At 66.8% G+C, this 26,199-nt stretch carries 23 protein-coding genes and 1 tRNA gene; 9 read left to right on the forward strand and 15 right to left on the reverse strand.

Annotated elements, in window-relative coordinates; all coding sequences use genetic code 11:
- Window positions 1-26 precede the first annotated feature (26 nt).
- Window positions 27-1,322, reverse strand: coding sequence for a citrate synthase (gltA, locus tag JF290_RS01995; protein ID WP_199023049.1), 1,296 nt, complete (start codon window positions 1,320-1,322; stop codon window positions 27-29).
- Window positions 1,323-1,442: 120 nt separating this feature from the next.
- Window positions 1,443-2,843: a glutamate--tRNA ligase gene (gene gltX, locus JF290_RS02000; RefSeq protein ID WP_199023050.1), complete on the reverse strand. Its 1,401-nt coding sequence runs from the start codon at window positions 2,841-2,843 to the stop codon at window positions 1,443-1,445.
- 80 nt (window positions 2,844-2,923) lie between these two features.
- Between gltX and JF290_RS02005 the strand changes: the two genes are divergently transcribed.
- Window positions 2,924-4,990 (forward strand): ComEC/Rec2 family competence protein, encoded by a 2,067-nt coding sequence (locus tag JF290_RS02005; RefSeq protein WP_199023051.1) that lies wholly within the window; start codon window positions 2,924-2,926, stop codon window positions 4,988-4,990.
- Here JF290_RS02005 and lexA read toward each other — a convergent pair.
- The 6 genes from lexA to JF290_RS02035 all read right to left on the reverse strand — a co-directional run bounded on the left by lexA (window position 4,984) and on the right by JF290_RS02035 (window position 9,812).
- Window positions 4,984-5,682, reverse strand: a complete 699-nt coding sequence (gene lexA, locus JF290_RS02010) for a transcriptional repressor LexA (protein WP_199023052.1) — start codon at window positions 5,680-5,682, stop codon at window positions 4,984-4,986. The two genes, JF290_RS02005 and lexA, sit on opposite strands and share 7 nt — an antisense overlap.
- Before the next feature lie 81 nt (window positions 5,683-5,763).
- Window positions 5,764-6,936, reverse strand: coding sequence for a molybdopterin molybdotransferase MoeA (locus JF290_RS02015; protein ID WP_199023053.1), 1,173 nt, complete (start codon window positions 6,934-6,936; stop codon window positions 5,764-5,766).
- Window positions 6,933-7,406 carry a cyclic pyranopterin monophosphate synthase MoaC gene (moaC, locus tag JF290_RS02020; RefSeq protein WP_199023054.1) on the reverse strand — a complete coding sequence of 158 codons (474 nt, stop codon included), beginning with the start codon at window positions 7,404-7,406 and terminating at the stop codon, window positions 6,933-6,935. Before moaC ends, JF290_RS02015 begins: the two co-directional genes overlap by 4 nt.
- On the reverse strand, window positions 7,406-8,218 hold the full coding sequence (trpC, locus tag JF290_RS02025; RefSeq protein ID WP_199023055.1) for an indole-3-glycerol phosphate synthase TrpC: 813 nt from the start codon (window positions 8,216-8,218) through the stop codon (window positions 7,406-7,408). Before trpC ends, moaC begins: the two co-directional genes overlap by 1 nt.
- A complete protein-coding gene (trpD, locus tag JF290_RS02030) occupies window positions 8,215-9,234 on the reverse strand; it encodes an anthranilate phosphoribosyltransferase (protein ID WP_199023056.1) in 1,020 nt (339 codons plus the stop codon). Before trpD ends, trpC begins: the two co-directional genes overlap by 4 nt.
- Entirely contained in the window at window positions 9,231-9,812 is a 582-nt protein-coding gene (locus JF290_RS02035) for an anthranilate synthase component II (RefSeq protein ID WP_199023057.1), read from the reverse strand. The genes trpD and JF290_RS02035 overlap by 4 nt, the downstream gene beginning before the upstream one ends.
- A gap of 175 nt (window positions 9,813-9,987) precedes the next feature.
- Between JF290_RS02035 and JF290_RS02040 the strand changes: the two genes are divergently transcribed.
- Both JF290_RS02040 and JF290_RS02045 read left to right on the forward strand, forming a co-directional pair.
- Window positions 9,988-11,442 carry a divergent polysaccharide deacetylase family protein gene (locus JF290_RS02040; protein ID WP_199023058.1) on the forward strand — a complete coding sequence of 485 codons (1,455 nt, stop codon included), beginning with the start codon at window positions 9,988-9,990 and terminating at the stop codon, window positions 11,440-11,442.
- Window positions 11,443-11,621: 179 nt separating this feature from the next.
- Window positions 11,622-12,326: an NYN domain-containing protein gene (locus tag JF290_RS02045; protein WP_199023059.1), complete on the forward strand. Its 705-nt coding sequence runs from the start codon at window positions 11,622-11,624 to the stop codon at window positions 12,324-12,326.
- Here JF290_RS02045 and trpE read toward each other — a convergent pair whose 3' ends face one another.
- From trpE to fabI, 6 genes are all read right to left on the reverse strand, one after another.
- A complete protein-coding gene (gene trpE, locus JF290_RS02050) occupies window positions 12,327-13,838 on the reverse strand; it encodes an anthranilate synthase component I (RefSeq protein WP_199023060.1) in 1,512 nt (503 codons plus the stop codon). It abuts the gene before it with no gap.
- Between the two features lie 9 nt (window positions 13,839-13,847).
- Window positions 13,848-15,692: a peptidyl-prolyl cis-trans isomerase gene (locus JF290_RS02055; RefSeq protein WP_199023061.1), complete on the reverse strand. Its 1,845-nt coding sequence runs from the start codon at window positions 15,690-15,692 to the stop codon at window positions 13,848-13,850.
- A gap of 72 nt (window positions 15,693-15,764) precedes the next feature.
- Window positions 15,765-16,934, reverse strand: a complete 1,170-nt coding sequence (locus JF290_RS02060; protein WP_199023062.1) for an aminotransferase — start codon at window positions 16,932-16,934, stop codon at window positions 15,765-15,767.
- Window positions 16,935-16,999: 65 nt separating this feature from the next.
- Window positions 17,000-17,503, reverse strand: a complete 504-nt coding sequence (gene gpt, locus JF290_RS02065) for a xanthine phosphoribosyltransferase (RefSeq protein WP_199023063.1) — start codon at window positions 17,501-17,503, stop codon at window positions 17,000-17,002.
- 17 nt (window positions 17,504-17,520) lie between these two features.
- Window positions 17,521-18,126 (reverse strand): LysE family translocator, encoded by a 606-nt coding sequence (locus tag JF290_RS02070; RefSeq protein WP_199023064.1) that lies wholly within the window; start codon window positions 18,124-18,126, stop codon window positions 17,521-17,523.
- A gap of 7 nt (window positions 18,127-18,133) precedes the next feature.
- Window positions 18,134-18,940 carry an enoyl-ACP reductase FabI gene (fabI, locus tag JF290_RS02075; RefSeq protein WP_199023065.1) on the reverse strand — a complete coding sequence of 269 codons (807 nt, stop codon included), beginning with the start codon at window positions 18,938-18,940 and terminating at the stop codon, window positions 18,134-18,136.
- A 136-nt stretch (window positions 18,941-19,076) separates the two neighbouring features.
- Between fabI and pdxH the strand changes: the two genes are divergently transcribed.
- The 4 genes from pdxH (at window position 19,077) to JF290_RS02095 (ending at window position 21,007) form a co-directional block, all read left to right on the forward strand.
- Entirely contained in the window at window positions 19,077-19,682 is a 606-nt protein-coding gene (pdxH, locus tag JF290_RS02080; RefSeq protein ID WP_199023066.1) for a pyridoxamine 5'-phosphate oxidase, read from the forward strand.
- Between the two features lie 123 nt (window positions 19,683-19,805).
- Window positions 19,806-20,345, forward strand: a complete 540-nt coding sequence (locus JF290_RS02085; protein WP_199023067.1) for a cold-shock protein — start codon at window positions 19,806-19,808, stop codon at window positions 20,343-20,345.
- Window positions 20,342-20,809 carry a DUF192 domain-containing protein gene (locus tag JF290_RS02090; RefSeq protein ID WP_199023068.1) on the forward strand — a complete coding sequence of 156 codons (468 nt, stop codon included), beginning with the start codon at window positions 20,342-20,344 and terminating at the stop codon, window positions 20,807-20,809. Before JF290_RS02085 ends, JF290_RS02090 begins: the two co-directional genes overlap by 4 nt.
- A 121-nt stretch (window positions 20,810-20,930) precedes the next feature.
- A tRNA-Pro gene (locus tag JF290_RS02095) sits at window positions 20,931-21,007 on the forward strand.
- Between the two features lie 35 nt (window positions 21,008-21,042).
- On the opposite strand, the gene JF290_RS02100 is transcribed toward JF290_RS02095, so the two are convergent.
- The gene (locus tag JF290_RS02100) at window positions 21,043-21,417 is read right to left on the reverse strand and encodes a hypothetical protein (RefSeq protein WP_199023069.1); all 375 of its coding nucleotides are present in this window, start codon (window positions 21,415-21,417) and stop codon (window positions 21,043-21,045) included.
- A 627-nt stretch (window positions 21,418-22,044) separates the two neighbouring features.
- On the opposite strand from JF290_RS02100, the gene JF290_RS02105 reads away from it, so the two are divergent.
- Window positions 22,045-25,713, forward strand: a complete 3,669-nt coding sequence (locus JF290_RS02105; RefSeq protein ID WP_199023070.1) for a vitamin B12-dependent ribonucleotide reductase — start codon at window positions 22,045-22,047, stop codon at window positions 25,711-25,713.
- A 12-nt stretch (window positions 25,714-25,725) separates the two neighbouring features.
- Window positions 25,726-25,989 (forward strand): hypothetical protein, encoded by a 264-nt coding sequence (locus JF290_RS02110; RefSeq protein ID WP_199023071.1) that lies wholly within the window; start codon window positions 25,726-25,728, stop codon window positions 25,987-25,989.
- Window positions 25,990-26,199 lie beyond the last annotated feature (210 nt).

Consider the following 26,199-nt stretch of genomic DNA (forward strand, 5'->3'; position numbering starts at 1 on the left):
GGGCCGTTCTGCTTGGATCCTGGAGATCAGCGCTTTTCGATGTCCACGTAGTCGCGCTGGGTCTCGCCCAGATACAGCTGGCGCGGGCGACCGATCTTGTTCTGCGGGTCCGCGATCATCTCTTTCCACTGGCTGACCCAGCCCACGGTGCGGGAGACGGCAAAGATCGGCGTGAACATCGAAGTCGGGAAGCCCATCGCCTCGAGGATGATGCCCGAGTAGAAATCGACGTTGGGGAACAGTTTCTTGTCCGCGAAATAGGGGTCCTCCAACGCCTGGCGCTCGAGCTCCTTTGCGACCTGGAGGATCGGGTTGTCCTCGATTCCCAGCAGGTCGAGCACCTCGTCGGCGGATTGCTTCATGACCGTCGCGCGCGGGTCGAAGTTCTTGTAGACCCTGTGGCCGAAGCCCATCAGGCGGAACGGGTCGTTCTTGTCCTTGGCGCGGCCGATGAACTCGGGGATCCGGTCGGGCGTGCCGATTTCCTTCAGCATCTCGAGGCAGGCCTGGTTGGCGCCGCCATGTGCCGGCCCCCAGAGACAGGCGATGCCGGCGGCGATGCAGGCGAACGGGTTGGCGCCGGACGACGATGCCAGCCGCACCGTCGAGGTCGAGGCGTTCTGCTCGTGGTCGGCGTGAAGCGTGAAGATACGGTCCATCGCGCGGGAGAGGATCGGGTCGACATGGTATTCCTCGGCGGGCACCGAGAAGCACATGTGCAGGAAGTTGGATGCATAATCCAGATCGTTGCGCGGATAGACGAAGGGCTGTCCGATGGAATACTTGTAAGCCATCGCGGCGATCGTCGGCACCTTGGCGATCAGGCGCATGGCCGCGACTTCTCGCTGCCATTCGTCGTTGATGTCGGTGCTGTCGTGATAGAATGCAGACATCGCGCCGACCACGCCGACCATGGTCGCCATGGGGTGCGCGTCCCGGCGGAACCCGCGGAAGAAGTTGTGCATCTGCTCATGCACCATGGTGTGGCGCGTGATGCGGGTTTCGAAATCTTCCAGAGCCGCGGCATCCGGCAATTCGCCGTTCATCAGCAGATAGCAGACTTCGAGATAGTGCGATTTCTCGGCCAGTTGATCGATCGGATACCCGCGGTGCAGCAGAATACCCTTGTCGCCGTCGATGAATGTGATCGTGCTGTCGCAGCTTGCCGTCGAGGTGAAGCCCGGATCGTAGGTGAAGACGCCGGCGGTGCCATAGAGCTTGCGGATGTCGACGACATCGGGACCGGCGGTTGGCGAGTAGATCGGCAGCTCGTATGTCTTGTCCCCGATCGTCAGGGTCGCGGATTTGGTCGTGTCAGTCATGATGTCTCTTCCTCTTACATCCACGGGCGGCGCCAAGCGCGCCTCGTGCGGGCGGGGTCGGCGCGCCGGTGCGCAGACCCGGTGGTATCGGCATCCGTCCGTCCCGGTCCAGGCCGGAGGTCAGTCAGACGCATCCTTGAGCCTGTCCAGGGTCTCTTGGCGCCCCAGAACCAGCATCATGTCAAACACCGAAGGTGTCACGGTCCGGCCCGCGAGCGCTGCGCGAAGCGGACCCGCCAACTTGCCGAACTTGGTTTCCCGAGATTCGGCAAACCCGTTCAAAACCTCCTCCAGGTTGTCTCGCGACCAGCTAGCATTTTGCAGATGCGGCGTCAATTCTGACAGTATACCATTGGATACCGTCGCAAGAGCCTTAGCGGCCTTCTCGTCCGGCACGACGGGTCGAGAGGTTAGCACAAAGTGCGCCTTTTCAAGCAGTTCCGGGAATGTCCGCGCCCGGTCCTTGAGGCAATACATCGCACGCTCCAGATCGTCCTCCTGCCGCTCGCTCAGGGGCGGAAGGCCGGCCGCGGCGAGGTATGCTACAATTTCATGCCGCAAAGCAGCATCCTCCATCACCGCGATGTGCTGGCCCGACAGATTCTCGAGTTTCTTGAGGTCGAACCGTGCCGGGCTCTTGCCGATTCCGTCCAGATCGAACCATTCGAGTGCCTGCGCGTCGCTGAAGAACTCGTCATCGCCATGGCTCCAGCCGAGCCGGGCAAGGTAATTGCGCATGCCCGCGGCCGGATAGCCCATCGCCTGATACTCCTGCGCCCCAAGCGCGCCGTGCCGCTTTGAGAGCTTCTTGCCGTCGGGACCGTGGATCAGCGGAATATGCGCCCAGACCGGAACCTGCCAGCCCATCGCGTCATAGATCATCATCTGTCGCGCGGCGTTGTTGAGGTGATCGTCGCCGCGGATGACGTGGGTCACGCCCATGTCGTGATCGTCGACCACGACGGCCAGCATATAGACGGGGGTCCCGTCGCCGCGCAGCAACACCATGTCGTCGAGCTGGTCGTTGCGGATGGTCACGTCGCCCTGCACCTCGTCACGGATCACGGTGACCCCGTCCAGTGGCGCCTTGATGCGGATGACGAAGGGCGCATCCGGGTGCGTTTCTGGATCGGCGTCGCGCCATGGACTGCGAAACAGCGTGCTCTTTCCCTCGGCGCGCGCGGCCTCGCGGAAGGCCGCGATTTCCTCCTGCGTCGAGAAACACTTGTAGGCCTTCCCGCGCGCGAGCAACTCCTGCGCCACGGCGGCATGGCGCGCCGCGCCGTCGTACTGGCTGATGACGTCGCCATCGTGATCGAGGCCCAGCCAGTCGAGCCCTTGCAGGATCGCCGCCGTCGCCTCGGGTGTCGAGCGGGCGCGGTCCGTGTCCTCGATGCGGAGCAGGAACTTGCCGCCCCGCCCGCGGGCATAGAGCCAGTTGAACAGCGCCGTGCGCGCGCCGCCGATGTGCAGGAACCCGGTGGGCGACGGGGCGAAACGGGTGACGACGGGCTGACTCATGGGCGGGGATTTACCTTTTGATAACCAAGACAAGGCTAGGGTTTGCGCCTGTCTAGCGAGCCTCACGGCGGGGAGCAAGCATGCGCGGTCTGAGGCGGACCCTTGCCCGGTGCGACCTGGTTCTGTTGAACCAGCGCGGACATCTCTTTCCCTGGATACCGGTCTTCCTTGCGATCGGGATCGGGCTGTACTTCCTCTGTCCCGTCGAGCCCGCGCCCTGGGTGCACGCTGCATTGCTTGCCACGGGGGCGCTTGGCGCTGCCGTGGCCCTGCGCTGGCCCGGCGGGCTGACGAGCCTCGGCTGGGTATTGGCGCTGTCGGCGGCGGGCTTCTGCCTCGCCGGCCTGCGAGCCCACCAGGTGGTCGGGCCGGTGCTCGACTGGCGCTACTACGGTCCGGTCGAGGGCCGCGTCGTGGGGTTGGATCGCTCCGCCTCGGACGCGGTGCGCGTGACGCTCGACCGGGTTCGGCTCGAAAGGGTGGGCCCCGACAAGCGCCCGGACAAGGTGCGCATTTCTCTGCATGGCCCTCCGGCCGAACTGGTGCCGGGGCAGCGGATCATGACAACCGGGCATCTGTCTCCACCACAAGGGCCGGTGGAACCCGGCGGGTTCGATTTCCGCCGGCACGCCTGGTTCCAGGGGTTGGGCGCGGTCGGTTACACGCGCAACCCGGTGCTGACGGTCGCGCCGCCCGGTGAAGGGCGCACGGGTCTCTTCATCTTCGCGCTGCGCATGGCGGTGTCCGATCATATCCGACGGGTTCTGCCGGGGGATGTGGGTGGGTTTGCCGCCGCCGTCACCGCGGGGGATCGCAGCGGTGTCAGTCAGGTCGCGCTCGACGCCCTGCGTGCCAGCAACCTCGCCCACCTTCTCGCGATCTCGGGGTTGCACATGGGGTTGCTGTCGGGGTTCGTCTTCGCGGCGTTGCGCATGGGATTGTCCCTTGTTCCAGCCTTGGCCCTGCGCTTTCCGGTCAAGAAGATCGCAGCCGTCGGGGCGCTTGGCGCAGCGGCGGTCTACCTAGCGCTGTCCGGTGGCAATGTGGCGACCGAGCGGGCGTTCATCATGGTGGCGGTCGTGTTGCTGGCGGTGCTGGTCGATCGGCGCGCCTTTTCGCTTCGCGCGGTGGCGATGGCCGCGCTGATCGTTCTGGTTCTGCGGCCCGAGGCGTTGCTGGGGCCTGGGTTCCAGATGTCCTTTGCCGCCACGACGGCGTTAGTCGCGTTCTTTGGCTGGTTGCGGGATGCCGACCTGCCGCGCGCGCCCGGCTGGGCTAAACCGGTGCTGGGCGTTGTCCTGTCCTCGGCCATCGCGGGCCTGGCGACCGCGCCGATCGGAGCAGCACATTTCAACACGATGTCGCATTACGGGCTGTTCGCCAACTTGCTGTCGGTGCCGTTGATGGGAGTTTTGGTGATCCCCGCGGCCGTTCTGGCACTGTTTCTCGCCCCGCTGGGGCTCGAGATCGTGGGGCTATACCCGATGGGGCTGGGTCTGCGCTGGATCCTCGGCGTGGCGCATGTCGTGACGGGGCTCGATGGCGCGCAAAGCCATGTGCCCGGGCCGGGGCCTTGGGTTCTGCCTATGATGGCGCTGGGGATGCTCTGGCTGATGCTGTGGCAGGGGCGGTCCCGACTGATCGGCCTCGCGCCCGCAGCGGTCGCTTTCGCACTCTGGACGCAGGCTGATCGACCGATGGTGCTGGTCGCCGATACCGGAGGGCTTGTTGGCGTCATGACCGAGCAGGGCCGCGCCCTCAGCAAGCCACGTGGGGCGGGGTTCGTCGCGCGCAACTGGCTCGAGAATGATGGCGACGGGATCGATCAGACCGGTGCCGCCGCGCGCTGGCCGGGGCCGGAGGGCAAGCTGCGGCGCGTGGCGCTCGCCGCGACCGAGGTGGTTCACGTGATCGGCAAGACCGGCGCGGCTGAGATCGAAAGCTGCGTCGCAGGGGAAGTGGTGATTTCGTCGGTGCCGTTGCGCCTCGACGGGCCGTGCGAGGTATTCGACCCGAAACGCCTGTTGCGCACCGGCAGCCTCGCCATTTCCGACAAGGGCATCGTCACGGCACAGGAGAAGGCCGGCGCCCGGATCTGGAACACGCCGCCGGCCCCCAAGGCAAGGCGCTTGGCGTTGCGTCAGTAGGTGCGGATCAGCCCGACGAGGACGCCCTGCACCTTGACCTTGTCATCGGGAAACACGCGGGTTTCATAGGCCGGGTTGGCGGCCTCGAGCGCGATGGCGTTGCCGCGGCGCATGAAGCGTTTGAGCGTCGCCTCGTGATCTTCGACCAGCGCCACGACGATGTCGCCGTTGTTGGCGGTCGAGGTTTCGCGGATCACCACCACGTCGCCGTTGTTGATGCCTGCCTCGATCATCGAGTCGCCCTTGACCTCGAGCGCGTAATGCTCGCCCGTGGTCGAGATCATCTGCTGAGGGACCGCGACCTGGTGCGCGCTGTCGCTGATCGCCTCGATCGGGACACCGGCCGCGATGCGACCGACCAGCGGAAGTTCGATCGCCGCGACGCTGACGGGGTCGGCGTTGGCGGGCCGCGGTGTGTCGGGCCTGTCACCATCGATCACGCGCGGGCTGAAGCCTGCCGTCGATGCACCGCCGAGGCTTTCGGGCAGGCGGACGATCTCGATTGCGCGGGCGCGGTGGGCAAGGCGACGGATGAACCCGCGTTCCTCGAGCGCCGTGATCAGGCGGTGAATGCCGGACTTGCTGCGCAGGTCCAGCGCGATCTTCATTTCGTCGAAACTGGGCGGAACACCGTCGCGCTGCACCCGCTTGTGAATAAATTCCAGCAAGTCCAGCTGCTTCTTGGTCAACATTGCCTGTACCTCCGGTTGGCCCGTTTGGCTTTGTTCTAGGCATGTTCCCGTTTTGTGTCAACGGGTTTGCGCAGCCCGTGGCTAGAGCGGAAGGTAGTTGACCATCGCGCCGGCCTTGAGTGGCGGGTCGTTGGGCGGGCGCACCAGCAGCGCGTTGGCCTGTGAAAGCACCGTGAGCAGGGAGCTGTCCTGGTTGTCGAACGCGCGCAGACTGCCGCCTTCGATCACTGCGCGCATGTAGTGTTCCCGAGGGCCGTTCCGGTCGAGGTCGGCGCTCAGCGCGATCTGGCGCAGCGGGGGCAGGTCTGTACCCAGCCCCAGCATGGCGCGGATCATCGGCGCAAGGAAGATATGGCCGCAGACCATGGCGGATACCGGGTTGCCGGGCAGACCGACCATCGCCGCGCCGTTGAGCTTGCCCGCCATCAGCGGTTTGCCGGGCCGCATCGCGACCTTGTAAAACGACCGGGCCATACCCATGTCCGCCGCCGCCTGTCCGACAAGGTCGTGATCGCCCACCGAGGCGCCGCCGATGCTGACGATCAGGTCGGCACCCTCGGCAAGCTCGAAGGCCGTGCGCAGCGAGGACAGCGTATCCCGTGCGATCGGCAGAAGCCGTGCTGTGGCGCCCAGCCCCTCGAGCATCGCCTTCAGACCGAAGCTGTTGGAGGCGATGATCTGGTCCGGTCCCGGCGTTTCCCCCGGCATCACCAGTTCGTCTCCGGTGGCGAGGATCGCCACAACGGGTTTGCGTGTCACCGGCACCACGGGGATGTTCATCGACGCCAGCAGCGCGATGTCCTGCGGAGCGAGGATGCGGGGCGCGGACATGGTCGTGCCGACGGTGAAATCGCCGCCCGCCGGACGGATATTGGTCTTGTTGCCAGGGTCCGCGACGATGGTGATGAGATCGCCGGCGCGGCCCACGTCCTCCTGGATGACCACGAAATCGGTACCTTCGGGGATCGGTGCGCCTGTAAAGATGCGCACCGCCTGACCCGGGCCGACCCTCCCAACAAAGGCGTGGCCGGCGGCGGCCTCGCCGATCACCTTGAACATGGCGTCGCGCTCGACCTCAGCCGCCTTCATCGCGTAGCCGTCCATCGAAGAGGCCGCGAAAGGCGGCTGGTCGCGCCGGGCGCTGACGGGTCGCGCCAACACCCGCCCGGCGGCCTCAATCAGCGGCACCTCTTCGGCCGGCAGCGGCGCCACGAGGTCGAACAGCGCGGCGCGGGCTTCGGCGACCGGGATCATTCGGCCTCGTAACGGCCGGATTTGCCGCCATCCTTCAGGACCACGCGGATCCCGCCGATCTCCATCGCCTTGTCCACCGCCTTGGTCATGTCATAGACCGTGAGCGCGGCTGTGCTGACGGCGGTCAGTGCCTCCATCTCGACCCCGGTCTGACCGGTTGTCTTGACCGTTGCCTCGATCTGCACGCCGGGCAGGTCGGTATCGAGCGTCAGGTCGACCGCGACCTTGGTCACCGGCAGCGGGTGACAGAGCGGGATCAGGTCGGGTGTCTTCTTGGCCCCCATGATCCCGGCCAGCCTTGCGACCCCCAGAACATCACCCTTCTTCGCGCGACCGTCCGCGATCAGATCAAAGGTGGCGCGGGCCATGCGGACATGACCGCGCGCCGTGGCGATGCGGGTGGTCGTCGCCTTGTCCGAGACATCGACCATATGCGCATCGCCCTTGGCGTCGAAATGCGTGAGCGCCATCACATGCCACCGGCGGTCAGCGGGTTCTCGAGCAGGGTGCGCGTGGCCGCGGCGACGTCGTCCTGGCGCATCAGGCTTTCGCCGATCAGGAAATCGCGCACGCCGTAGCGCGCCATTTCGGCCAGGTCCTCGGCCGTGTTCAGCCCGCTTTCGCAAACGATCACACGATCAACGGGCACCAGTTTGCTGAGCCGGCGGGTCACGTCGAGCGAGGTTTCGAAGGTGCGCAGGTCGCGGTTGTTGATGCCGATCAGCGGGCTCTTGAGGTTGGCGGCGCGGCTCAGTTCGTTCTCGTCATGGACTTCGATGAGCACGTCCATGCCCCATTCGATCGCCGTCGCTTCCAGCTCGGCGGCCTGGGTGTCCTCGACTGTGGCCATGATGATGAGGATGCAATCCGCCCCCAGCGCCCGCGCCTCGACGACCTGGTAGGGGTCGTACATGAAGTCCTTGCGCAGGACCGGCAGGCTGCAGGCGTCCCGTGCGGCACCCAGATAGTCCTTGGCGCCCTGGAAGCTGGGCGTGTCGGTCAGCACGGACAGGCAGGTCGCGCCGCCCGTCTCATAGGCCTCGGCCAGTGCGGACGGGTCGAAATCGGCACGGATCAAGCCCTTGGACGGGCTTGCCTTCTTGATTTCGGCGATCAGCCCGTAACCCTCGCGGCTGGCCATGTTCAGGGCTTCGAAGAAGGGACGGACCGGCCCAGCGGCGCTGGCGGAGGCTTCGATCTCCTCCAGCGGATGCGCGGCCTTGTCGGCGGCAATTTCTTCGAGCTTGTAGGCCTTGATCCGGTCGAGAACGGTCTCTGTCATGCGGGCTCCTGGGTGATGCGGGCCAATGTGGTGATCTTGTCGCGGGCGGACCCGCTGTCGATGCTCTCGGCGGCGCGGCCCACGCCCTCGCGCAGGTCGTCCACGGTACCCGCGACGACCAGGGCCGCGGCGGCGTTCAACAGCACCGCGTCGCGATAGGCCGAGCGCTCGCCGTCGAGCAGGGCGCGCAGGGCGGCGGCGTTGGCCTCGGGCGTGCCGCCGAGGATGTCTTCGAAGGGATGAACCGGCAGGCCGGCATCCTCTGGATGTAGTTCGACCTCCTTGACGACGCCGTCCTCCAACGCAGCGATCCAGCTGACGCCGGCAATGGTCAACTCGTCGGTGCCGTCGCTGCCGTGGACCAGCCAGGCGCGGTCCGATCCCAGGGCAGCCAGCGTTTCCGCCATCGGTCGGATCAGGTCGCGCGAGAAGGCACCGGTCAACTGGCGCTTGACGCCGGCCGGGTTGGTCAGCGGGCCGAGGATGTTGAAGATCGTGCGGGTGCCCAGCTCGGCCCTGCTGGGACCGACATGGGCCATCGCGGGGTGATGCATGGGGGCCATCATGAAGGCGATGCCGACCTCGCTGAGCGCGCGCTCGACGACCTTGGGGCCGACCATGACATTGAGGCCCAGCTGTGTCAGCGCATCCGCCGCGCCGGATTTCGACGAGAGGTTGCGGTTGCCGTGCTTGGCGACCGGTACGCCTGCGCCCGCCACCACGAAAGCGGTGGCGGTCGAGATGTTCAGCGTGCCCTTGCCGTCGCCGCCGGTTCCGACGATGTCGATCGCGCCATCGGGTGCCTGCACACGGTGGCACTTGCCGCGCATCACCGCGGCGGCCGCGGCGAACTCGTCGACGGTCTCGCCGCGGGTGCGCAGCGCCATCAGCAAGCCGCCGATCTGGCTGGGGGTCGCTTCGCCCTCGAACAGGATCGTGAAGGCGGTTTCGGCCTCGTCACGGGTCAGGGGGCGTTCGGCGGCGGCGCCGATCAGCGGTTTCAGCGCATCACTCATGCCGGAACCTTCAGATCTGTAAGGAAGTTGCGCAACAAGGCGTGGCCATGCTCGGAAGCGATGGATTCCGGGTGGAACTGGACGCCGTGGATCGGCAGATCGCGGTGCTGCAGCCCCATGATGGTGCCATCTTCCAGTTCCGCCGTGACGGTCAGGCAATCGGGCAGGCTGGGGCGGTCCACCACCAGCGAATGATAACGCGTGGCGTCGAAGGGCGATGGCAGCCCATCGAACACGCCGGTACCGGTGTGATGCACGCGGCCCATCTTGCCATGCACGATCTCGTGGCAGCGCACCACCTTGCCGCCGAACGCCTGTCCGATGGTCTGATGCCCGAGGCACACGCCCATCAGCGGCGTGCCCGTTTCGGCTGCCGCCTCGGTCAATGCGAGGCAGATGCCCGCCTGATCGGGATCGCAAGGACCGGGGGACAGCAGGATGCCCGCGGGGTTCATTGCCATGGCCTGTTGAACGTCCAGCGCGTCGTTGCGCCGGATCACAACGTCCGCGCCAAGCTCGCCCAGATAGTGCACGAGGTTGTAGGTGAAGGAGTCATAGTTGTCGATCAGCAGCAGCATCGGGCATTCGTTCGATATGGGGTAGAGGCCGGAGCCTCAGGGGCGGTATAAGGATCGCACCATACATGTTCAGGCTTGCCGGTCAGCGTCAAGGGCGCAAAACCGGTCCCGCGGCGCGAAAAACCTTTTGAAAACGGTGCGCGACGGTTCGGGAAACAGGAGAGGCAGAGGCGAGATGCGCGGATTTCTCAGCGGCTTGGTCTGGGGTGGCCTGCTGTCGGCGGCGGGGCTGGTCAGCCTGTCGCTGCTGATGCGGCCACCGCCACCGCCCGAGGTGGTTCAGAGCCCGCCGGACCTGACGGGAACGGCAGGTGCGACCGTGCCGGCGCTGTCCACAGGATTGCCAGCGACGGACCCGGAGGTGACGCTGGCGGCCCCCCCCGAACCGGCTGTTCCGGAGCCCGACACTCCGGCGGACCCGTCCGAGGAGGCCGTCCGGGCGCGGGCGCCTGTGGTCGAAGGGACGGAGCCGGACCGGCCCGCGCCGCCGGCGGGTCCGGTCCCGCGCGCCGATCTCGCCGCGCCGGACCGCGAGAGCCTGCGGGATGCGCCGCGGACCGCGATCCGTCCGTTTCCGCCGCCGTCCGGAGAACCGGGTGCGGAGGCCGATCTTTCGGTGAACGAACGGCCGCGTGTCGGCAGCCGGGTCGATGAATTGGCGCCGGTGTCCGATGAGCCTGCGCCGGAGATCGTGGCGGATCCTGCACCGGCGTTGCCGCGCGGCCCGGTGCGGATCGATCCGCCGGACGCGGGCCGCGGGCCGTCCTCGGCCCCTGCCGCCCGCGCCGGCGGCGCGGCGCCGGAAGCAGTCACCGAGCCGCCGGCGGAGCGCGCCCGGATCGCCGCCCTGCCGCAGGCCGGCATCGACAGCACGGCCAGCCCTTCGATCGGAACACCGGTTGCGCCCTTGACCGAGCGCAGCGACCAGATGGAAGAAGAGGTCGAGAAAACCGTTCCCTTGCAGGCGTTTGCGGCGGATTTCCAAAGTGATGGGGAGCAGCCCCTGATGGCCATCGTGCTGATCGACGATGCCGCGACGAGCGTCGGCGCTGCGCTGGGCGCGTTCCCGTATCCGGTCACCCTTGCGGTCGATCCCACCGCGCCGGGAGCGGCGGATCGTGCCGCGCGGCACCGTGCGGCGGGGCACGAGGTCGTCGCGCTGATCGACTTGCCGCAGGCCGCGACAGCACAGGATACCGAGGTGCTGCTGACCGCAGGTCTCGCGCGTCTGCCCGAGACCGTGGCGCTGATCGAGGGGACGCGCAGCGGTATCCAGGGCAACCGGGACATGTCGCGGCAGGTCACCGAGGTGGCACGCGCGTCGGGGCGGGGGCTCATCACCCAGCCCTCGGGGCTGAACACGGTGCAGAAGCTGGCACTGCGCGACGGGGTGCCGTCGGCGGTGGTGTTCCGCGATCTGGACGGTGCGGGGCAGACGGCCGAGCAGATCCGGCAGGTGCTGGACCGCGCGGCGTTCCGAGCCGGTCAAGAAGGCGGAGTCGTCGTGCTGGGGCGGCTGCGGCCCGAGACGATCTCGGCGCTGGTTCTGTGGGGATTGCAGGACCGGACGGGCCGGGTGGCGGTGGCGCCGGTCTCGGCGGTGCTGCGGCGCGCGGCCGGGGCGGAGTAGGGCGATGTGCCCCGTCCGGCCCGAATCCGGGCGTATGGCTTGCGTGCAGATTGTGTGCATACCGCGTGCATACGCCGTCTGCCCGGTCCGGGCGGGTCGGGGTGGCGGTTCAGGAAGTGTTAACACCGGTCTGATCTGATCGCGCGCGGTTTCACGGTTTGCGGCGCGTCGGGGGTGCCATGGTCTTTGCTGTCTTCCTGATCCTGCTCTCCGGGCTCGGAATTCTGGCGGCGGTCGTCGTGCCGGGCTGGGCGGACCTGGGTCTGCTGGCGGCGGCGATCGGGCTGGCGGCGCTGGTGCTGCTGGGGCGGGCGCTGCTGGACCGGGCCGAGCTGCGCCGCCCGCCCGCGCGGCGGGCTGTGCCGGATGAGAGCGCACACCTGAAATCGGCACCGTCCCGTCCCGTTTCCAGACACCGGAAGGCGAAGCCGGAGTCGAGGGCGCCAAAGGCCGGCAAGACGGTGATCCTGGATGGCTCGAACGTGATGTATTGGCGCGACGAGCAGCCGCGGATCGAAACCGTGCAGGAGGTCGTCAGGAGCCTGACCGGGCGCGGGCTGTCGGTCGGGGTGATGTTCGACGCCAATGCGGGCTACAAGCTGTTTGACGAATATTCCGACGATCACGACCTGGCCAAGCTGCTGGGCCTGCCGGCGCAGGATGTGCTGGTGGTGCCGAGCGGGGTGCAGGCCGACGCCTACATCCTGCAAGCGGCGCGCGATCTGGGCGCGCGGATCGTCAGCAACGACCGGTTCCGCGACTGGGCGGTGGAGTTTCCCGAGGTCGCGACGCCGGGCCACGTGGTGCACGGCCATTTCCGCGGGGGCAAGCTGCGGCTCGACCTTTCGACCGGGTCGAAACGGGCCGAGGCCGTACCGGCGTGATCAGCGGTTGCCGTTGCCGGTGAAGCGCGCGGCGTCGGCGGCGGCGCGGCGGATGGCGTTGGATTTGTGCACCGTCTCCTGGTATTCGGCCTCGGGGTCGCTGTCATAGACGACGCCGCCCCCGGCCTGGATGTAGAGCGTCTGGTCCTTCACCACGGCGGTGCGCAGGGCGATGCACATGTCCATGTCGCCGCCGGCACTGAAATAACCGACGCCGCCGCCATAGACGCCGCGTTTCTCGGGTTCGAGTTCGTCGATGATCTCCATCGCGCGCACCTTGGGGGCGCCGGACACGGTGCCCGCGGGCATCCCCGCGAAAAAGGCGTCGAGCGCGTCCTTGTCCTCGGCCAGTTCGCCCACGACGTTGGAGACGATGTGCATGACGTGGCTGTAGCGTTCGATGATGAATTGTTCGGTCGGGCGAACGGTGCCGATCTTGCTGACGCGCCCGGTGTCGTTGCGCCCCAGATCGAGCAGCATCAGGTGTTCGGCCAGTTCCTTCTTGTCGGCCAGCAGGTCGGCCTCGAGCGCGCGATCCTCCTCGGGCGTCGCGCCGCGGGGGCGGGTGCCAGCGATCGGGCGGATCGTGACCTCGCGGCCGAAGACCCGCACCAGGATCTCGGGGCTGGCGCCGATGACCTGGAAGCCGCCGAAGTTGAAATAGAACATGAAGGGCGAGGGGTTGGTGCGCCGCAGGCTGCGGTAGAGCGCGAAGGGCGGCAGCGGGAAATCCTGCGCCCAGCGTTGGCTGGGCACCACCTGGAAGATGTCGCCGGCGCGGATGTAGTCCTTGGCTGTCTCGACGGCGGCCTTGTAGCCGTCCTGCGTGAAGTTGCTGACCGGCGGGGCGATGTCGGCGGCATCGCCCATCTCGCGCGTGTCGGCGGGCATCGCGCGGTCCAGATCGCGCACCGCGTCCATCACCCGCTCGGCGGCCTGCGCATAGGCGGCGCGGGCGGTCTGCCCGTCGCTGACCCAGGCGGGCGAGACCACGGTCACGTCGCCCTTGACGCCGTCGAGCACGGCGACGACCGAGGGGCGCAGCATCACCGCGTCGGGCAGGCCGAGCGGGTCGGGGTTCACGTCGGGCAGGTGTTCGACCAGCCGCACCATGTCATAGCCGAGATAGCCGAACAGCCCCGCCGCCGCCTGCGGCAGGTCGGCGGGCAGATCGACACGGCTTTCGGCGATCAGCGCGCGCAGCGCGTCCATCGGGTTGCCGTCGAGCGGCCGGAAGGCGTCGGGGTCAAAGCGCGCCGAGCGGTTCAGTTCGGATCGGTCGCCGTGGCAGCGCCAGACCAGGTCGGGTTTCATGCCGATGATCGAGTAGCGCCCGCGCACCTCGCCGCCGGTCACGGATTCCAGCATGAAGGCGTCTTTCTGCGCGCCGGTCAGCTTGAGCATCAGCGACACGGGCGTGTCCAGATCGGCGGCGAGCCGTGTATAGACCACCTGGTTCTGCCCCGCCTCGTAGGCGCGGGCGAAACTGTCGAAATCCGGGGTCAGGGCCATGGCGCGCCTTTACTGGAAGCTGGTCAGGACGGCGTTGACCGCGCGCTGGTCGACCTGCGGATTGGCGCGGATGCGCGCATCGCGGCCGAAGGCCTGGAACAGCGCTTCGGAGAGCGACTGGTCGAGCTGGGCGCCCAGCGAGTCCTTCATGGCGGCGAGATCGGCGGTTTCGGCGGGGGGCAGGGTTTCGTTCAGCTGCACGATCAGCACCGTGCCGCCGCCCGAAACGATGCGCAGCTCGCCCGGCTCCATCTCGAACACTTCGGCCATGAAGTTGGGCGGGGTGCCGTCGACGAAGGCGGTGCGGGTCAGGCCGTTCTCGACCCGGAAGGACAGGCCGGTTTCGGTGAAATCGCCGGTTTCGGCGAGCGCGGCGACGATGGTTTCGGCCTCTGCGCGCAGGGCGGCTTCGGTCTGTTCGGTGGTCCAGGCCTCGGCGACCGCGTCGCGGGCCTGCTCGAACGGTTCGGGACGCGGCGGCAGGGTCTCGTCGAGCCGGAGGGCGTAGATCGCGCCGTCCTCGGTGAAGTGGATCTCGGGGAAATCCTCGGTGGTGAGGGCGGCGGCTTCGGCGCGGACCTCCTCGTAGGCGGCGATGCCGTCGGTCGCGTCGGCGGTCCAGTCGATCTGGCCCAGTTCCATGTCGGTTTCGGCGGCCAGTTCCTCGAGCGTGGCGCCGCCGGCGAGCAGGTCGTCGAGATTCTCGGCGCGGGTTTCGATCAGGCGGCGGGCGCGGTCGGCGGCGAGTTCGACGCGCAGGTCGTCGACCGCCTCTTCGAACGGCGTGGTGCGGGCTTCGAGTCGACCGTTGACGCGGAAGAGCGCGGGGCCGAGCGTGGAGGGCAGCGGGCCGACAACGCTGCCGATCTCGGCGGCGAAGACGTCCTCGGCCGCGTCGCGCAGGTCGTCGCGGGTGACGTCGCCGAGGTCGATATCGACGAGCGACAGGCCGCGCTGGTCGACCAGCGCCTCGAAGGTGGTGCCGCCGACGTCGAGCTGCGCCTTGGCGCTGGAGGCGGCGGCGAGGTCGTTGAAGACCAGCCGTTCGACCAGCCGGCGTTCGGGCAGGTTGAACTCGGCGCTGCGCTCGGCATAGCGGTCGCGCAGGGCGCTTTCCTCGACCTCGACCTGGTCGAGCACCATTTCGGGCGTCAGCAGGACGGTGGTCAGGCGCTTGGTCTCGGGCAGCATGAAGGCGTCGGGATTGGCGTCGTAATAGGCGCGCAGCTGCTCCTCGGTCGGGGCGGGGACCGGTTCGGGCAGGGCGTCGGCGGTGAGGCTGGCCCAGGTGAAGCTGCGCCGCGCGGCGATGTAGTCGGTCAGCGTGTCGGCCAGCACGTCGGGCATCCGGACGCCGGCATAGATCGCGCCCTGCACCAGGGTGCGCGCGGTTTCGGCCCGCAGCCGGACTTCGAAGTCGGTTTCGTTCAGGCCGGCCTGGCTGAGGGCGAAGCGGTAGGATTCGCGGTCGAAACTGCCGTCGAGCCCGCGAAAGGCGGGGATCTCGAGGATCTCGCGCTGCAGGTTCTCGTCACCGATCGAGATGCCCATCTGCGCCACCTCGTTGTCGATCGAGGCCATCGCCACGAGGCGCGACAGCACCGCCTGGTCGAGCCCGAGGGTCTGCACCTGCGACATCGGCATCGCCTGTCCGGTCTGCGCCTCGATGGCGCGGATCTCGCGCTGCAGCTCGCGGGCGTAATCGTCGACGGTGATGACCTCGTCGCCGGCATGGCCGACGGTGCGGACCGTGCCGCTGAGATTGGTGGCCCCGAAGCCCGCCAGCCCGACGATGAGAAGCGCCAGGATGATCCAGACGAAGGACTTGGACAAACTCTTGAAGCCTAAGGCCATGATGCCCCCTTTCGAGCGATGCGCGACAGTCCGCCTTGTCTATGCTGCATGGTCAGGGGGGGCAAGACGGGTTCAGGGGGTCACGGCGGCCAATCGGTCGAAAAGCGTGGCGATGCCGGGGCGGTCGAGATTGGCGAAGGCGATGCGCAGGTGGCGCGCGCCCTCGGCGTCGCCCGCCGGGGTGAACATGGTGGCGGGCAGGGCGAGCAGGCTTGCCTCGCGCACGAGGCGGCGGGCGAGCCTGTCGGAGGGCTCGTCCAGCGGGTGCTGCACATAGGCGAAATAGGCGCCCAGCCCCTTGAGCGCCCAGCCCCTGTCGGCCAGGACCGGGAAGCCGTCGGCGATGGCGGCGCGGCGGGCGAGGATCTCGTCGCGTTCGCCGGCGAGCCAGTCGCCGAGATTCTGCAAGCCCCAGAGCGCGGCGTGCTGGCCGACCTGCGAGGCGCAGATGGTGACGGTGTCGAGGAACTTCTCGACCTCCTGCAGCAGCGCGGGGGCGGCGATCAGGGCGCCGACGCGGTGGCCGGTCAGGCGGAAGGCCTTGGAGAAGGAATAGAGATGCACCAGCGTGTCGTCCCAGCCTGCGTCGGCGAACAGGTCGTGCGGTGCGCCGGGGCGGCTGTGGAAGTCGCGATAGGTCTCATCCACGATCAGCTTGAGTCCGCGGGCGCGGGCGAGATCGCGGAAGGCGCCCATGAGCGCGGGCGGGTATTCCGCGCCGGTCGGGTTGTTGGGCGTGACCAGCACGATGGCGCGGGTGCGCGGGGTGATCAGGCCGGCGGCGGCGTCGGGATCGGGCAGCATGTCGCCGCCCACGGGCAGCGGCACGGCGGTGACGCCGGTCATGTCGAGCCACATCTTGTGGTTGAAATACCAGGGCGTCGGCAGGATCACCTCGTCACCCTGGTCGGTCAGGGCGGCGAGCGCGGCGGCGAAGGCCTGGTTGCAGCCCGAGGTGATGCAGACGTTTTCCGCCTCGACAGTGCCGCCGTAGTGCAGCGTCGCGTTGCGGGCGAGTTCGGCGCGCAGGGCGGGCAGGCCCAGCACCGGGCCGTAGAAATGCGCCGTGTCATTGGTGAGGACGAGCTCGGCCAGCGCCTCGCGCAGGGCGGGCGGGGGCGGGGCCACCGGCGCGGCCTGCGAGACCAGGATCATCGGCCGGTCGGCCGGGTGCTCGACCCCGTCGAGCCAGCCGAATGTTTCGGTGATCGGTGATTGGAAGGTGGAGCGGGTGCGCGTCATTGCGGGCCTTCGGGCAGGAGGAGGGGGCGTTCGGACCGGACCGGTGCCGCGGACCGCGCGGGCGGTCAATCGGTGCCGCGATAGGGTTCCACGTATTGCAGGGCCATGTCCCAGGGGAAGAAGATCCAGGTGTCCTGGCTGACCTCGGTGATGAAGGTGTCGACCTGGGGGCGGCCCTTGGGCTTGGCATAGACGGTGGCGAAATGCGCCTTGGGGAACATGGCGCGCACCACTTCGAGCGTCTTGCCGCTGTCCACGAGGTCGTCGACGATCAGGATGCCGGTGCCGTCGCCCATCAGCTGGGCATCGGGGGATTTCAGCACCTTGGCTTCGGACTGGGCCTGGTGATCGTAGGACTTGATGCTGATCGTGTCGACGGTGCGGATGTCGAGTTCGCGGCTGACGATCATCGCGGGCGCCATGCCGCCGCGGGTGATCGCCACGACGGCGCGCCAGGCACCGTTGTCGGGGCCGTGCCCGTCGAGCCGCCAGGCGAGTGCGCGGCTGTCGCGGTGGATCTGGTCCCAGCTGATGTGGAAGCCTTTTTCGTGGGGCAGGCGGTCGGTCATGGGCTGTCCTTTTCGGATCATCGTTGCAGCAGCAGGCGCAGGCCGAGCGCGCCGAGAACGGCGGCGGCCACGCGGTCGAGCACGGGTTTGGCGGCGAGGTAGCGCGCGCGGACCGGGGCGGTCGAGAGCAGCACCGCGAGCAGAGGTTGCACGGTCAGCTCCACCGCCAGGTGGTTGAGGAAGATCAGCGCCTTGTCGCCGGCCGCGAGATCGGCGGGGAAGATCACCACCAGCACGGCGGCGGCGAAGAGCACCGATTTAGGGTTGCCCAGGTTGATCAGCATGCCCTGCAGGAAGAGGCGGCGCCCGGTCGGCGCGGCGCTGGCGGTGATCGGCTGGCGGGCGTCGCGCCACATCGTGTAGGCGATCCAGAGCAGGTAGGCCGCGCCCACCGACTTGAGCAGCAGGTAGGCCCACGGGAAGAGCGCGAAGATCGCATCGAGCCCGAGCAGCGCCGCCAGCGTCCAGAGCGCGGCCACGACCGCGAGCCCGGCGGCGGCGGCGACACCGGCGCGCCGGCCCTGGGCCATCGAGGTCCGGGTCAGGAAGAGCAGCGAGGGGCCGGGGCTGGCGATCGCGGCCAGCAGCGCGAGGTTGAAGGCGATGAGATGGCCCAGCTCCATCGCCGGGTCAGCCCTTGCTCATGTCCGGCGCGTCGACCGCCTTCATGCCGACCACGTGATAGCCGGCATCGACATGCAGCACCTCTCCGGTGGTGCCGGAGCCGAGATCGGAGAGCAGGTACAGCGCGGCGCCGCCGACATCCTGGATGGTCACGTTGCGGCGCAGGGGCGAGTTGTATTGGTTCCACTTCATGATGTAGCGGAAATCGCCGATGCCGCTGGCGGCCAGCGTCTTGATCGGGCCGGCGGAGATGGCGTTGACCCGGATGCCGTCCTTGCCGAGGTCCTCGGCGAGATAGCGCACCGAGGCTTCGAGCGCGGCCTTGGCGACGCCCATGACGTTGTAGTGCGGCATGACCCGTTCGGCGCCGTAATAGGTGAGCGTCAGGCAGGAGCCGCCCGGGCGCATCATCTTTTCGGCCCGCTGCACCACGGCGGTGAAGGAATAGACCGAGATGTCCATCGAGAGCGCGAAATTCGCCCGGCTGGTGTCGACGTAGCGGCCGCGCAGCTCGGACTTGTCGGAGAAGCCGATGGCGTGGACCACGAAATCGAGGCTGTCCCAGTGCTCGCGCAGACCTTCGAAGAGCGCGTCGATCGAGGCTTCGTCGGCCACGTCGCAGGGCAGCACGATCGGGCTGCCCAGCTGATCCGCCAGCGGTTCGACGCGTTTCTTGAGCGCCTCGCCCTGGTAGGAGAAGGCGAGTTCGGCCCCCGCATCCGCGAGCGCAGTGGCGATGCCCCAGGCGATGGACTTGTCGTTGGCGAGTCCCATGATAAGACCGCGCTTGCCGGCCATCAGCTGATTAGACATGGTTGCTGTCACTCTTCATCTTGCTTTTGGAGTGACCTTTAGGCGATAGGTCTGGTCGCATCAAGAGCGGCCCGCGTGGCGACTTGATGGCTGCACGACGCGAGCTACTCTTCATTTTACAACTTCAGGAGGCATCATGGGCGATCGGGACGGTGTGTTTGCGGGCGACGACCCCTTCGAGATCGCGCGGCGCTGGCTGGGCGAGGCCGAGGCGGCCGAGGTCAACGATCCCAACGCCATCGCGCTGAGCACGGTCGATGCGGACGGGTTGCCCAACGTGCGCATGGTGCTGCTGAAGGAGATCGAGGCGGAGGCCTTCGTGTTTTACACGAACTACGGCAGCGCCAAAGCGCAGGAGCTTGACGGGGCGGGCAAGGCGGCGTTCGTCATGCACTGGAAGTCGTTGCGCCGGCAGCTGCGGGTGCGCGGCACGGTCACGCGGGAAGAGGGGCCGGCGGCGGATGCCTACTACGCCTCGCGCTCGCTGAAGAGCCGTCTGGGGGCCTGGGCGTCGCACCAGTCGCAGCCGCTGTCGAGCCGCGCGGCGCTGATGGCCGAGGTCGCCAAGGTGACCGCGCAGCACGGCCCGAACCCCAAGCGTCCGCCCTTCTGGGGCGGCTACCGGATCGTGCCGTCGCAGATCGAATTCTGGGCCGACGGGGCCTTCCGCTTGCACGACCGGTTCGTCTGGATGCGCGACAATCCGCTGGCGGAATGGCGAATCCAGCGACTCAGCCCGTGATTTTCGCGTCGCGCGAATTGCAATCGACTGAATCAGAAGGGTTTTAATCCCATGAATTTGATGCTTAAAGTTAACGACGACATCGTGTAACATGAGCGTAACGTTTGGCGTGATGGGTTCTCCGTGGCAGAAGATTTGAACAGTATGTATCATGTGCGCGGGCAGGTTAAGTGGTTCGATCCCGTCAAGGGTTTCGGATTTGTCGTGTCCGACGAGGGCGGTCCCGATATACTCCTGCACGTCAATGTCCTCCGCAATTTCGGGCAGAGCTCGGTCGCCGACGGCGCCGGGATCGAGGTGGTCACCCATCGCACGGAACGCGGTGTGCAGGCGGTCGAGATCGTCAGCATCACGCCGCCGGCGCGGGACGATTCCCCGGTTCTCACCGATTTCGCGCATCTGGACCCCGAAGACATCCAGAGCCGGCCGCTGGAACCCGCGCGGGTCAAGTGGTTTGACAAGGGCAAGGGGTTCGGCTTTGCCAACGTGTTCGGACGGTCCGAAGACGTGTTCCTGCACATCGAGGTTCTGCGCCAGTCGGGTCTGGCCGACCTGCAGCCGGGCGAGGCGCTCGCGATGCGGGTGATCGACGGCAAGCGCGGGCGCATGGCGGCCGAGGTGATGGCGTGGGAACTGGCCTTGGGGGCCAATCGCGAGACATGATCCGCAGGCTTGCCTGTATCGCCGCCGGGCTGCTGTTTCTGGCGGCGCAGGCCTGGGCGGACTGCGCGCCCGGCCAGGTGCATCTGCGCGGCGACTGGGGCGAGACGCGTTTCACGATCGAGTTGGCCGACACGCCCGAGGAGCGGGCGCAGGGGCTGATGTTCCGCGAAAGCCTGCCGCGCGGGGCGGGAATGCTCTTCGTCTACGAGCGTCCGCAGCGGGCGCGGTTCTGGATGAAGAACACGCTGATTCCCCTCGACATGATCTTTGCCGACCCGGCCGGGGTCGTCACGGCGGTGCACCACCGCGCCGTGCCGGGTGACCTGACCGGGATCGACGGCGGCGACGGGGTGCTGGCGGTGCTGGAGATCAATGGCGGGCTGGCCGAGACCTATGGCATCGAGCCCGGCACCGTGCTGCGCCACCCGGCCTTTTCCGGTGGCCCGCCGGCCTGGCCCTGCTGAGCGGGGCCGTGTCGCGCGGCACGGGCGTGGGGGTGTCGCGCGGCACGGGCGCGCGTTTTTCACGCACCGCCGCGATTTGGCTTTTCAAACCCGGCGGGGGCGGATAGAGAAACCCACGGTCCGGGGCGTGGCGCAGTCTGGTAGCGCACCTGTTTTGGGTACAGGGGGTCGTGAGTTCGAATCTCGCCGCCCCGACCATTTTCCACACAGCATCGATCTGTCGGCGGGTCCGTTCACTCGGGCACGCCGCCGGCGCGGGTGTAGAGCGCGGCGAGCATCCGGTTCAGCCCGGCATCCGTCTGCGCCACCTTGAGCGTGGCGCCGTGCTTCTGCGGCACGCGCAGGAACACCTCGTTTTCGACGAGATATCCGGGGGTGTCGGCGCGGGTTTCGAAGCGGATCACCAGCTGGGGCAGATCTTCGGGCGTTCCGTCATAGGTCAGGATGATCGCCGCGGTCGCCTCGGGCGGCAGGTATTCCCGGCATTCGACCGTGTTGCGTTCGGGCCGCGAGAAGGTCTGCGCCGGTCGGGCACAGGCGGCTTCGAGCGCGCCGATCAGCGACTCGGGGTAGTCGGCGAAGCGCGCCTTGCCGGTGTAGTCCGCCATATCCAGGGGGGTGCAGGCGGCGACAACAACCATTGGTAGAATCACTTTTCGGGCGGCTCGCCGCATCATTGTGGCCTCTCGGGGCAAAAAAGTGACACCTGGTGGCTCCTGTGGACAACTTCGTCGCTGTGTGCCCCGCGCGGGGGGCGGGCGATGCTGCGCCGCAGCGTCAACTTGGCCCTTTTTCTGAGCATCGCATGCCAAACCCGCTTGTTACAGGCACAATTCGGCAGGTTACCAAATCGTTAATCCGCAGCCCCGTGTTGTTAACATTCTGTGGATGAATCAGCAGGGCGCTGCAAGCCGTTGTCGCGGGGTCAATCGTCAACAGAAAAGACTCCCCAATTCGAGAAATTTTGCGTTGACGATCTTGGTGTGGATACGCCAGATTGTGTGAGCCGGTCGGACAGCCACTAAATCTGGTAGATAGAGCCAGGGGCGGCGACAGGTTGGGACAAGGTCAGAAGAGTTCGGAATGTTTCGGAGCGCACGCCGGAACGGACCCTGCCGAGGCAGGGGCGAGGACGGTTTTGGCCCGCCCGATCACGGTGGGAACGGAGCGCCGGGAGACCGGTGCAGGGCCAAAAAGGCCGATGGGAATAGCTGGAACACAGAGGCAGCGCAAAAATGAAAATTGATCGCAAATTCACCAAGGCAGGGCAGGACGCTTACGCAGAGCTGGACTTCCGTTCGGCCACCTCCGAGATCCGCAACCCGGATGGGACCATCGTGTTCCGGCTGGACGACATCGAAATCCCCGCGACCTGGAGCCAGGTGGCGAGCGACGTGATCGCGCAGAAATATTTCCGCAAGGCCGGCGTGCCCAGCAAGCTGAAGCGCGTCAAGGAAAAGGACGTGCCCGAATTCCTGTGGCGCTCGGTGCCCGACACCGGCGCCGAGATGGGCGGCGAAACCTCCTCCAAGCAGGTGTTCGACCGGCTGGCCGGCGCCTGGGCCTATTGGGGCTGGAAGGGTGGCTATTTCACCACCGAAGAGGATGCACGCGCCTATTACGACGAGATGCGGTACATGCTGGCGACCCAGCGCGCCGCACCGAACAGCCCGCAGTGGTTCAACACCGGCCTGCATTGGGCCTATGGCATCGATGGCCCGGCGCAGGGGCATCACTATGTCGATCACAAGACCGGTAAGCTGACCAAGTCGACCAGCAGCTATGAGCATCCGCAGCCGCATGCCTGCTTCATCCAGGGCGTGCAGGACGATCTGGTGAACGAAGGCGGCATCATGGACCTGTGGGTCCGCGAGGCGCGGCTGTTCAAGTATGGCAGCGGCACCGGCACCAACTTCAGCCATCTTCGGGGCGAGGGCGAAAAGCTGTCGGGCGGCGGCAAGTCCAGCGGCCTCATGGGCTTTCTGAAAATCGGCGACCGCGCGGCGGGCGCCATCAAGTCGGGCGGCACGACCCGTCGAGCAGCGAAGATGGTGATCGTGGACGCCGATCACCCGGATATCGAGGACTTCATCAACTGGAAGGTGCTGGAGGAGCAGAAGGTCGCGAGCATCGTCGCCGGCTCCAAGATGCACGAGAAGAAGTTGAACGGTCTCTTTGAGGCGATCCGCACCTGGGACGGTGCGGAAGAGGACGCCTATGATCCGGCGGTGAACGAGGCGCTGAAGGCGGCGGTTCGGGATGCCAAGCGCAACATGATCCCCGAGACCTATATCAAGCGCGTGCTCGACTATGCGCGGCAAGGTCATACCAGCATCGAGTTCCCGACCTACGACACGGATTGGGACAGCGAGGCCTATAACAGTGTTTCGGGGCAGAACTCGAACAACTCGATCCGGGTGACCAACGCGTTCCTGACCGCGGTCGAGAAGGACGCCGACTGGGAGCTGATCAACCGCACCGACGGCTCGGTCTCCAAGGTGGTGAAGGCGCGCGACCTGTGGGAGCAGGTGGGCCACGCGGCCTGGGCCTGCGCCGATCCGGGCATCCAGTATCACGACACGGTCAACGAGTGGCACACCTGCCCGGAAGACGGCGAGATCCGCGGCAGCAACCCGTGCAGCGAGTACATGTTCCTGGACGACACCGCCTGCAACCTGGCGTCGATGAACCTGCTGACGTTCTACGAGGACGGCAAGTTCCAGGCCGAGGATTACATGCACGCGGCGCGGCTCTGGACCGTGACGCTGGAGATCAGCGTGATGATGGCGCAGTTCCCCTCCAAGGAGATCGCGCAGCTGTCCTATGACTTCCGCACGCTGGGCCTGGGCTATGCCAATATCGGCGGCCTGCTGATGAACATGGGCTATGGCTATGACAGCGACGAGGGCCGCGCGCTTTGCGGGGCGCTGACCGCGATCATGACCGGCGTCGCTTATGCGACCAGCGCCGAGATGGCGGGCGAGCTGGGCGCGTTCTCGGGCTATGAGCGCAACAGCGATCACATGCTGCGGGTGATCCGCAACCACCGCAACGCCGCCTATGGCGCCACAGACGGCTATGAACAGCTGGCGGTGAAGCCGGTGCCGCTGGACCACGCCAACTGCCCCGATGCGCAACTGGTCGATCTGGCCATGTCGGCCTGGGACGAGGCGCTGACGCTGGGCGAGAAGCACGGCTATCGCAATGCGCAATCCACCGTGATCGCGCCGACCGGCACGATCGGGCTGGTGATGGACTGCGACACCACCGGGATCGAGCCGGATTTCGCGCTGGTCAAGTTCAAGAAGCTCGCCGGCGGCGGATACTTCAAGATCATCAACCAGTCGGTTCCGGCGGCGCTTGAGAAGCTGGGCTATGGCAGCGCGCAGATCGAGGAGATCGTCTCGTATGCGGTGGGTCATGGCAGCATCGGCAACGCGCCGGCGATCAACCACACGACGCTGGCGGGCCACGGCTTCGGGCCGAACGAGCTGGCCAAGATCGACGCCGCGCTGCAGAGCGCCTTTGACATCCGGTTCGTCTTCAACCAGTGGACGCTGGGCGAGGAGTTCTGCACCAACGTGCTGGGCATTCCGGCGGAAAAGCTGAACGATCCGACCTTCGACCTGCTGAAATCGCTGGGCTTCTCGCGCAAGGATATCGAAGCGGCCAACGATCACGTCTGCGGGACCATGACGCTGGAAGGCGCGCCGTTCCTGAAGACCGAACACTACCCGATCTTCGATTGTGCCAATCCCTGCGGCAAGAAGGGCAAGCGCTACCTGTCCGTCAAGAGCCACATCCACATGATGGCGGCGGCGCAGAGCTTCATCTCGGGTGCGATCAGCAAGACGATCAACATGCCCAACGACGCCACGATCGAGGATTGCCAGAAGGCGTATGAGCTGTCCTGGTCGCTGGGGGTGAAGGCCAACGCGCTCTATCGCGACGGTTCCAAGCTGAGCCAGCCCCTGGCGGCGGCGCTGGTCGAGGATGACGACGAGGCGGCCGAGATCCTGGAAAGCGGCAGCGCGCAGGAGAAGGCGACCGTCCTGGCCGAGAAGATCGTCGAGAAGATCGTGGTCAAGGAGATCGTCAAGAGCCACCGCGAGAAGATGCCCCAGCGGCGCAAGGGCTATACGCAAAAGGCCATCGTCGGCGGTCACAAGGTCTATCTGCGCACCGGCGAATACGAGGACGGAAACCTGGGCGAAATCTTCATCGACATGCACAAGGAAGGCGCGGGCTTCCGGGCGATGATGAACAACTTCGCCATCGCCGTCAGCGTCGGGCTGCAATACGGTGTGCCGCTGGAGGAATTCGTCGATGCCTTCACTTTCACCAAGTTCGAACCCGCCGGCATGGTGCAGGGCAACGACAGCATCAAGAACGCGACGTCGATCCTCGACTATGTGTTCCGCGAACTGGCGGTCAGCTACCTGGATCGCACCGACCTGGCGCATGTGAAGCCGGAAGGCGCGAGTTTCGACGACCTGGGCCGCGGCGAAGAGGAAGGCGTGAGCAACATCAGCGAGATGTCCGAGACCGCCGCAAGCCGGTCGCTGGAGGTGCTCAAGCAGATCAGCTCGACCGGCTATCTGCGCAAGCGCCTGCCGCAGGAGCTGGTGGTGCTGCAGGGCGGGCAGACGATGGGGGCGACCGCGCTTGCGGGCTTTGACAACCCCTCGGCGGCCTTGCAGACCCTGGTGCCGGAAGCGGCGGCGGTCAGCACGACGACCACCACGGCGATGGCGTCGGGCACCGTGTCGCTGGATGCGCGCACCAAGGCCAAGATGCAGGGCTACGAGGGCGAGGCCTGCGGCGAATGCGGCAACTACACCCTGGTGCGCAACGGCACCTGCATGAAGTGCAACACCTGCGGCGGCACCAGCGGCTGCAGCTGAGGAGGAGCGATCTTGCTTGGGAACAACGAGGAATGGAGAAGCGGAAAGCTGGTCTGGCCGAACGGCACCGAGATGGAGCTGGAGGTCGAACTGAACACCAAGCTGAATGAACCCAGGGAATTGCGGCGTGCCTGGTTGATCGCGCCGCGCCCCCGCAAGGGCGCCACCAAGCCGAGGTTCTGCCCCACGGACGGGCAGGAGAAGCTGAAGGTCGAAGTGGTCGAGAACCCGCTGGGACATACGGACAAGGTGGCGCTCAAGCTGTCTTATACCTGAGATCGCGTCCGGAACCGGGCGCGTAGGGGTCACGGAGCCGCGAAGCGGCGACCGGACCCCGACGAAACACAAGGGAGGGGCCGGGGTGGCCCTTCCAGAAGACAAGACGGGTGAGACACCGCAGAAACCTTTCGTTTCCGCTCTGTCTCATTCGGTGAAACCCAAGCGTTTCACCGGGAACAAGGGGCGGGTGCGCTCGCTCTGGACGAC

It is taken from the genome of Sedimentitalea arenosa (genome assembly GCF_016428585.1).
Classification (GTDB): Bacteria; Pseudomonadota; Alphaproteobacteria; order Rhodobacterales; family Rhodobacteraceae; genus Sedimentitalea; species Sedimentitalea arenosa.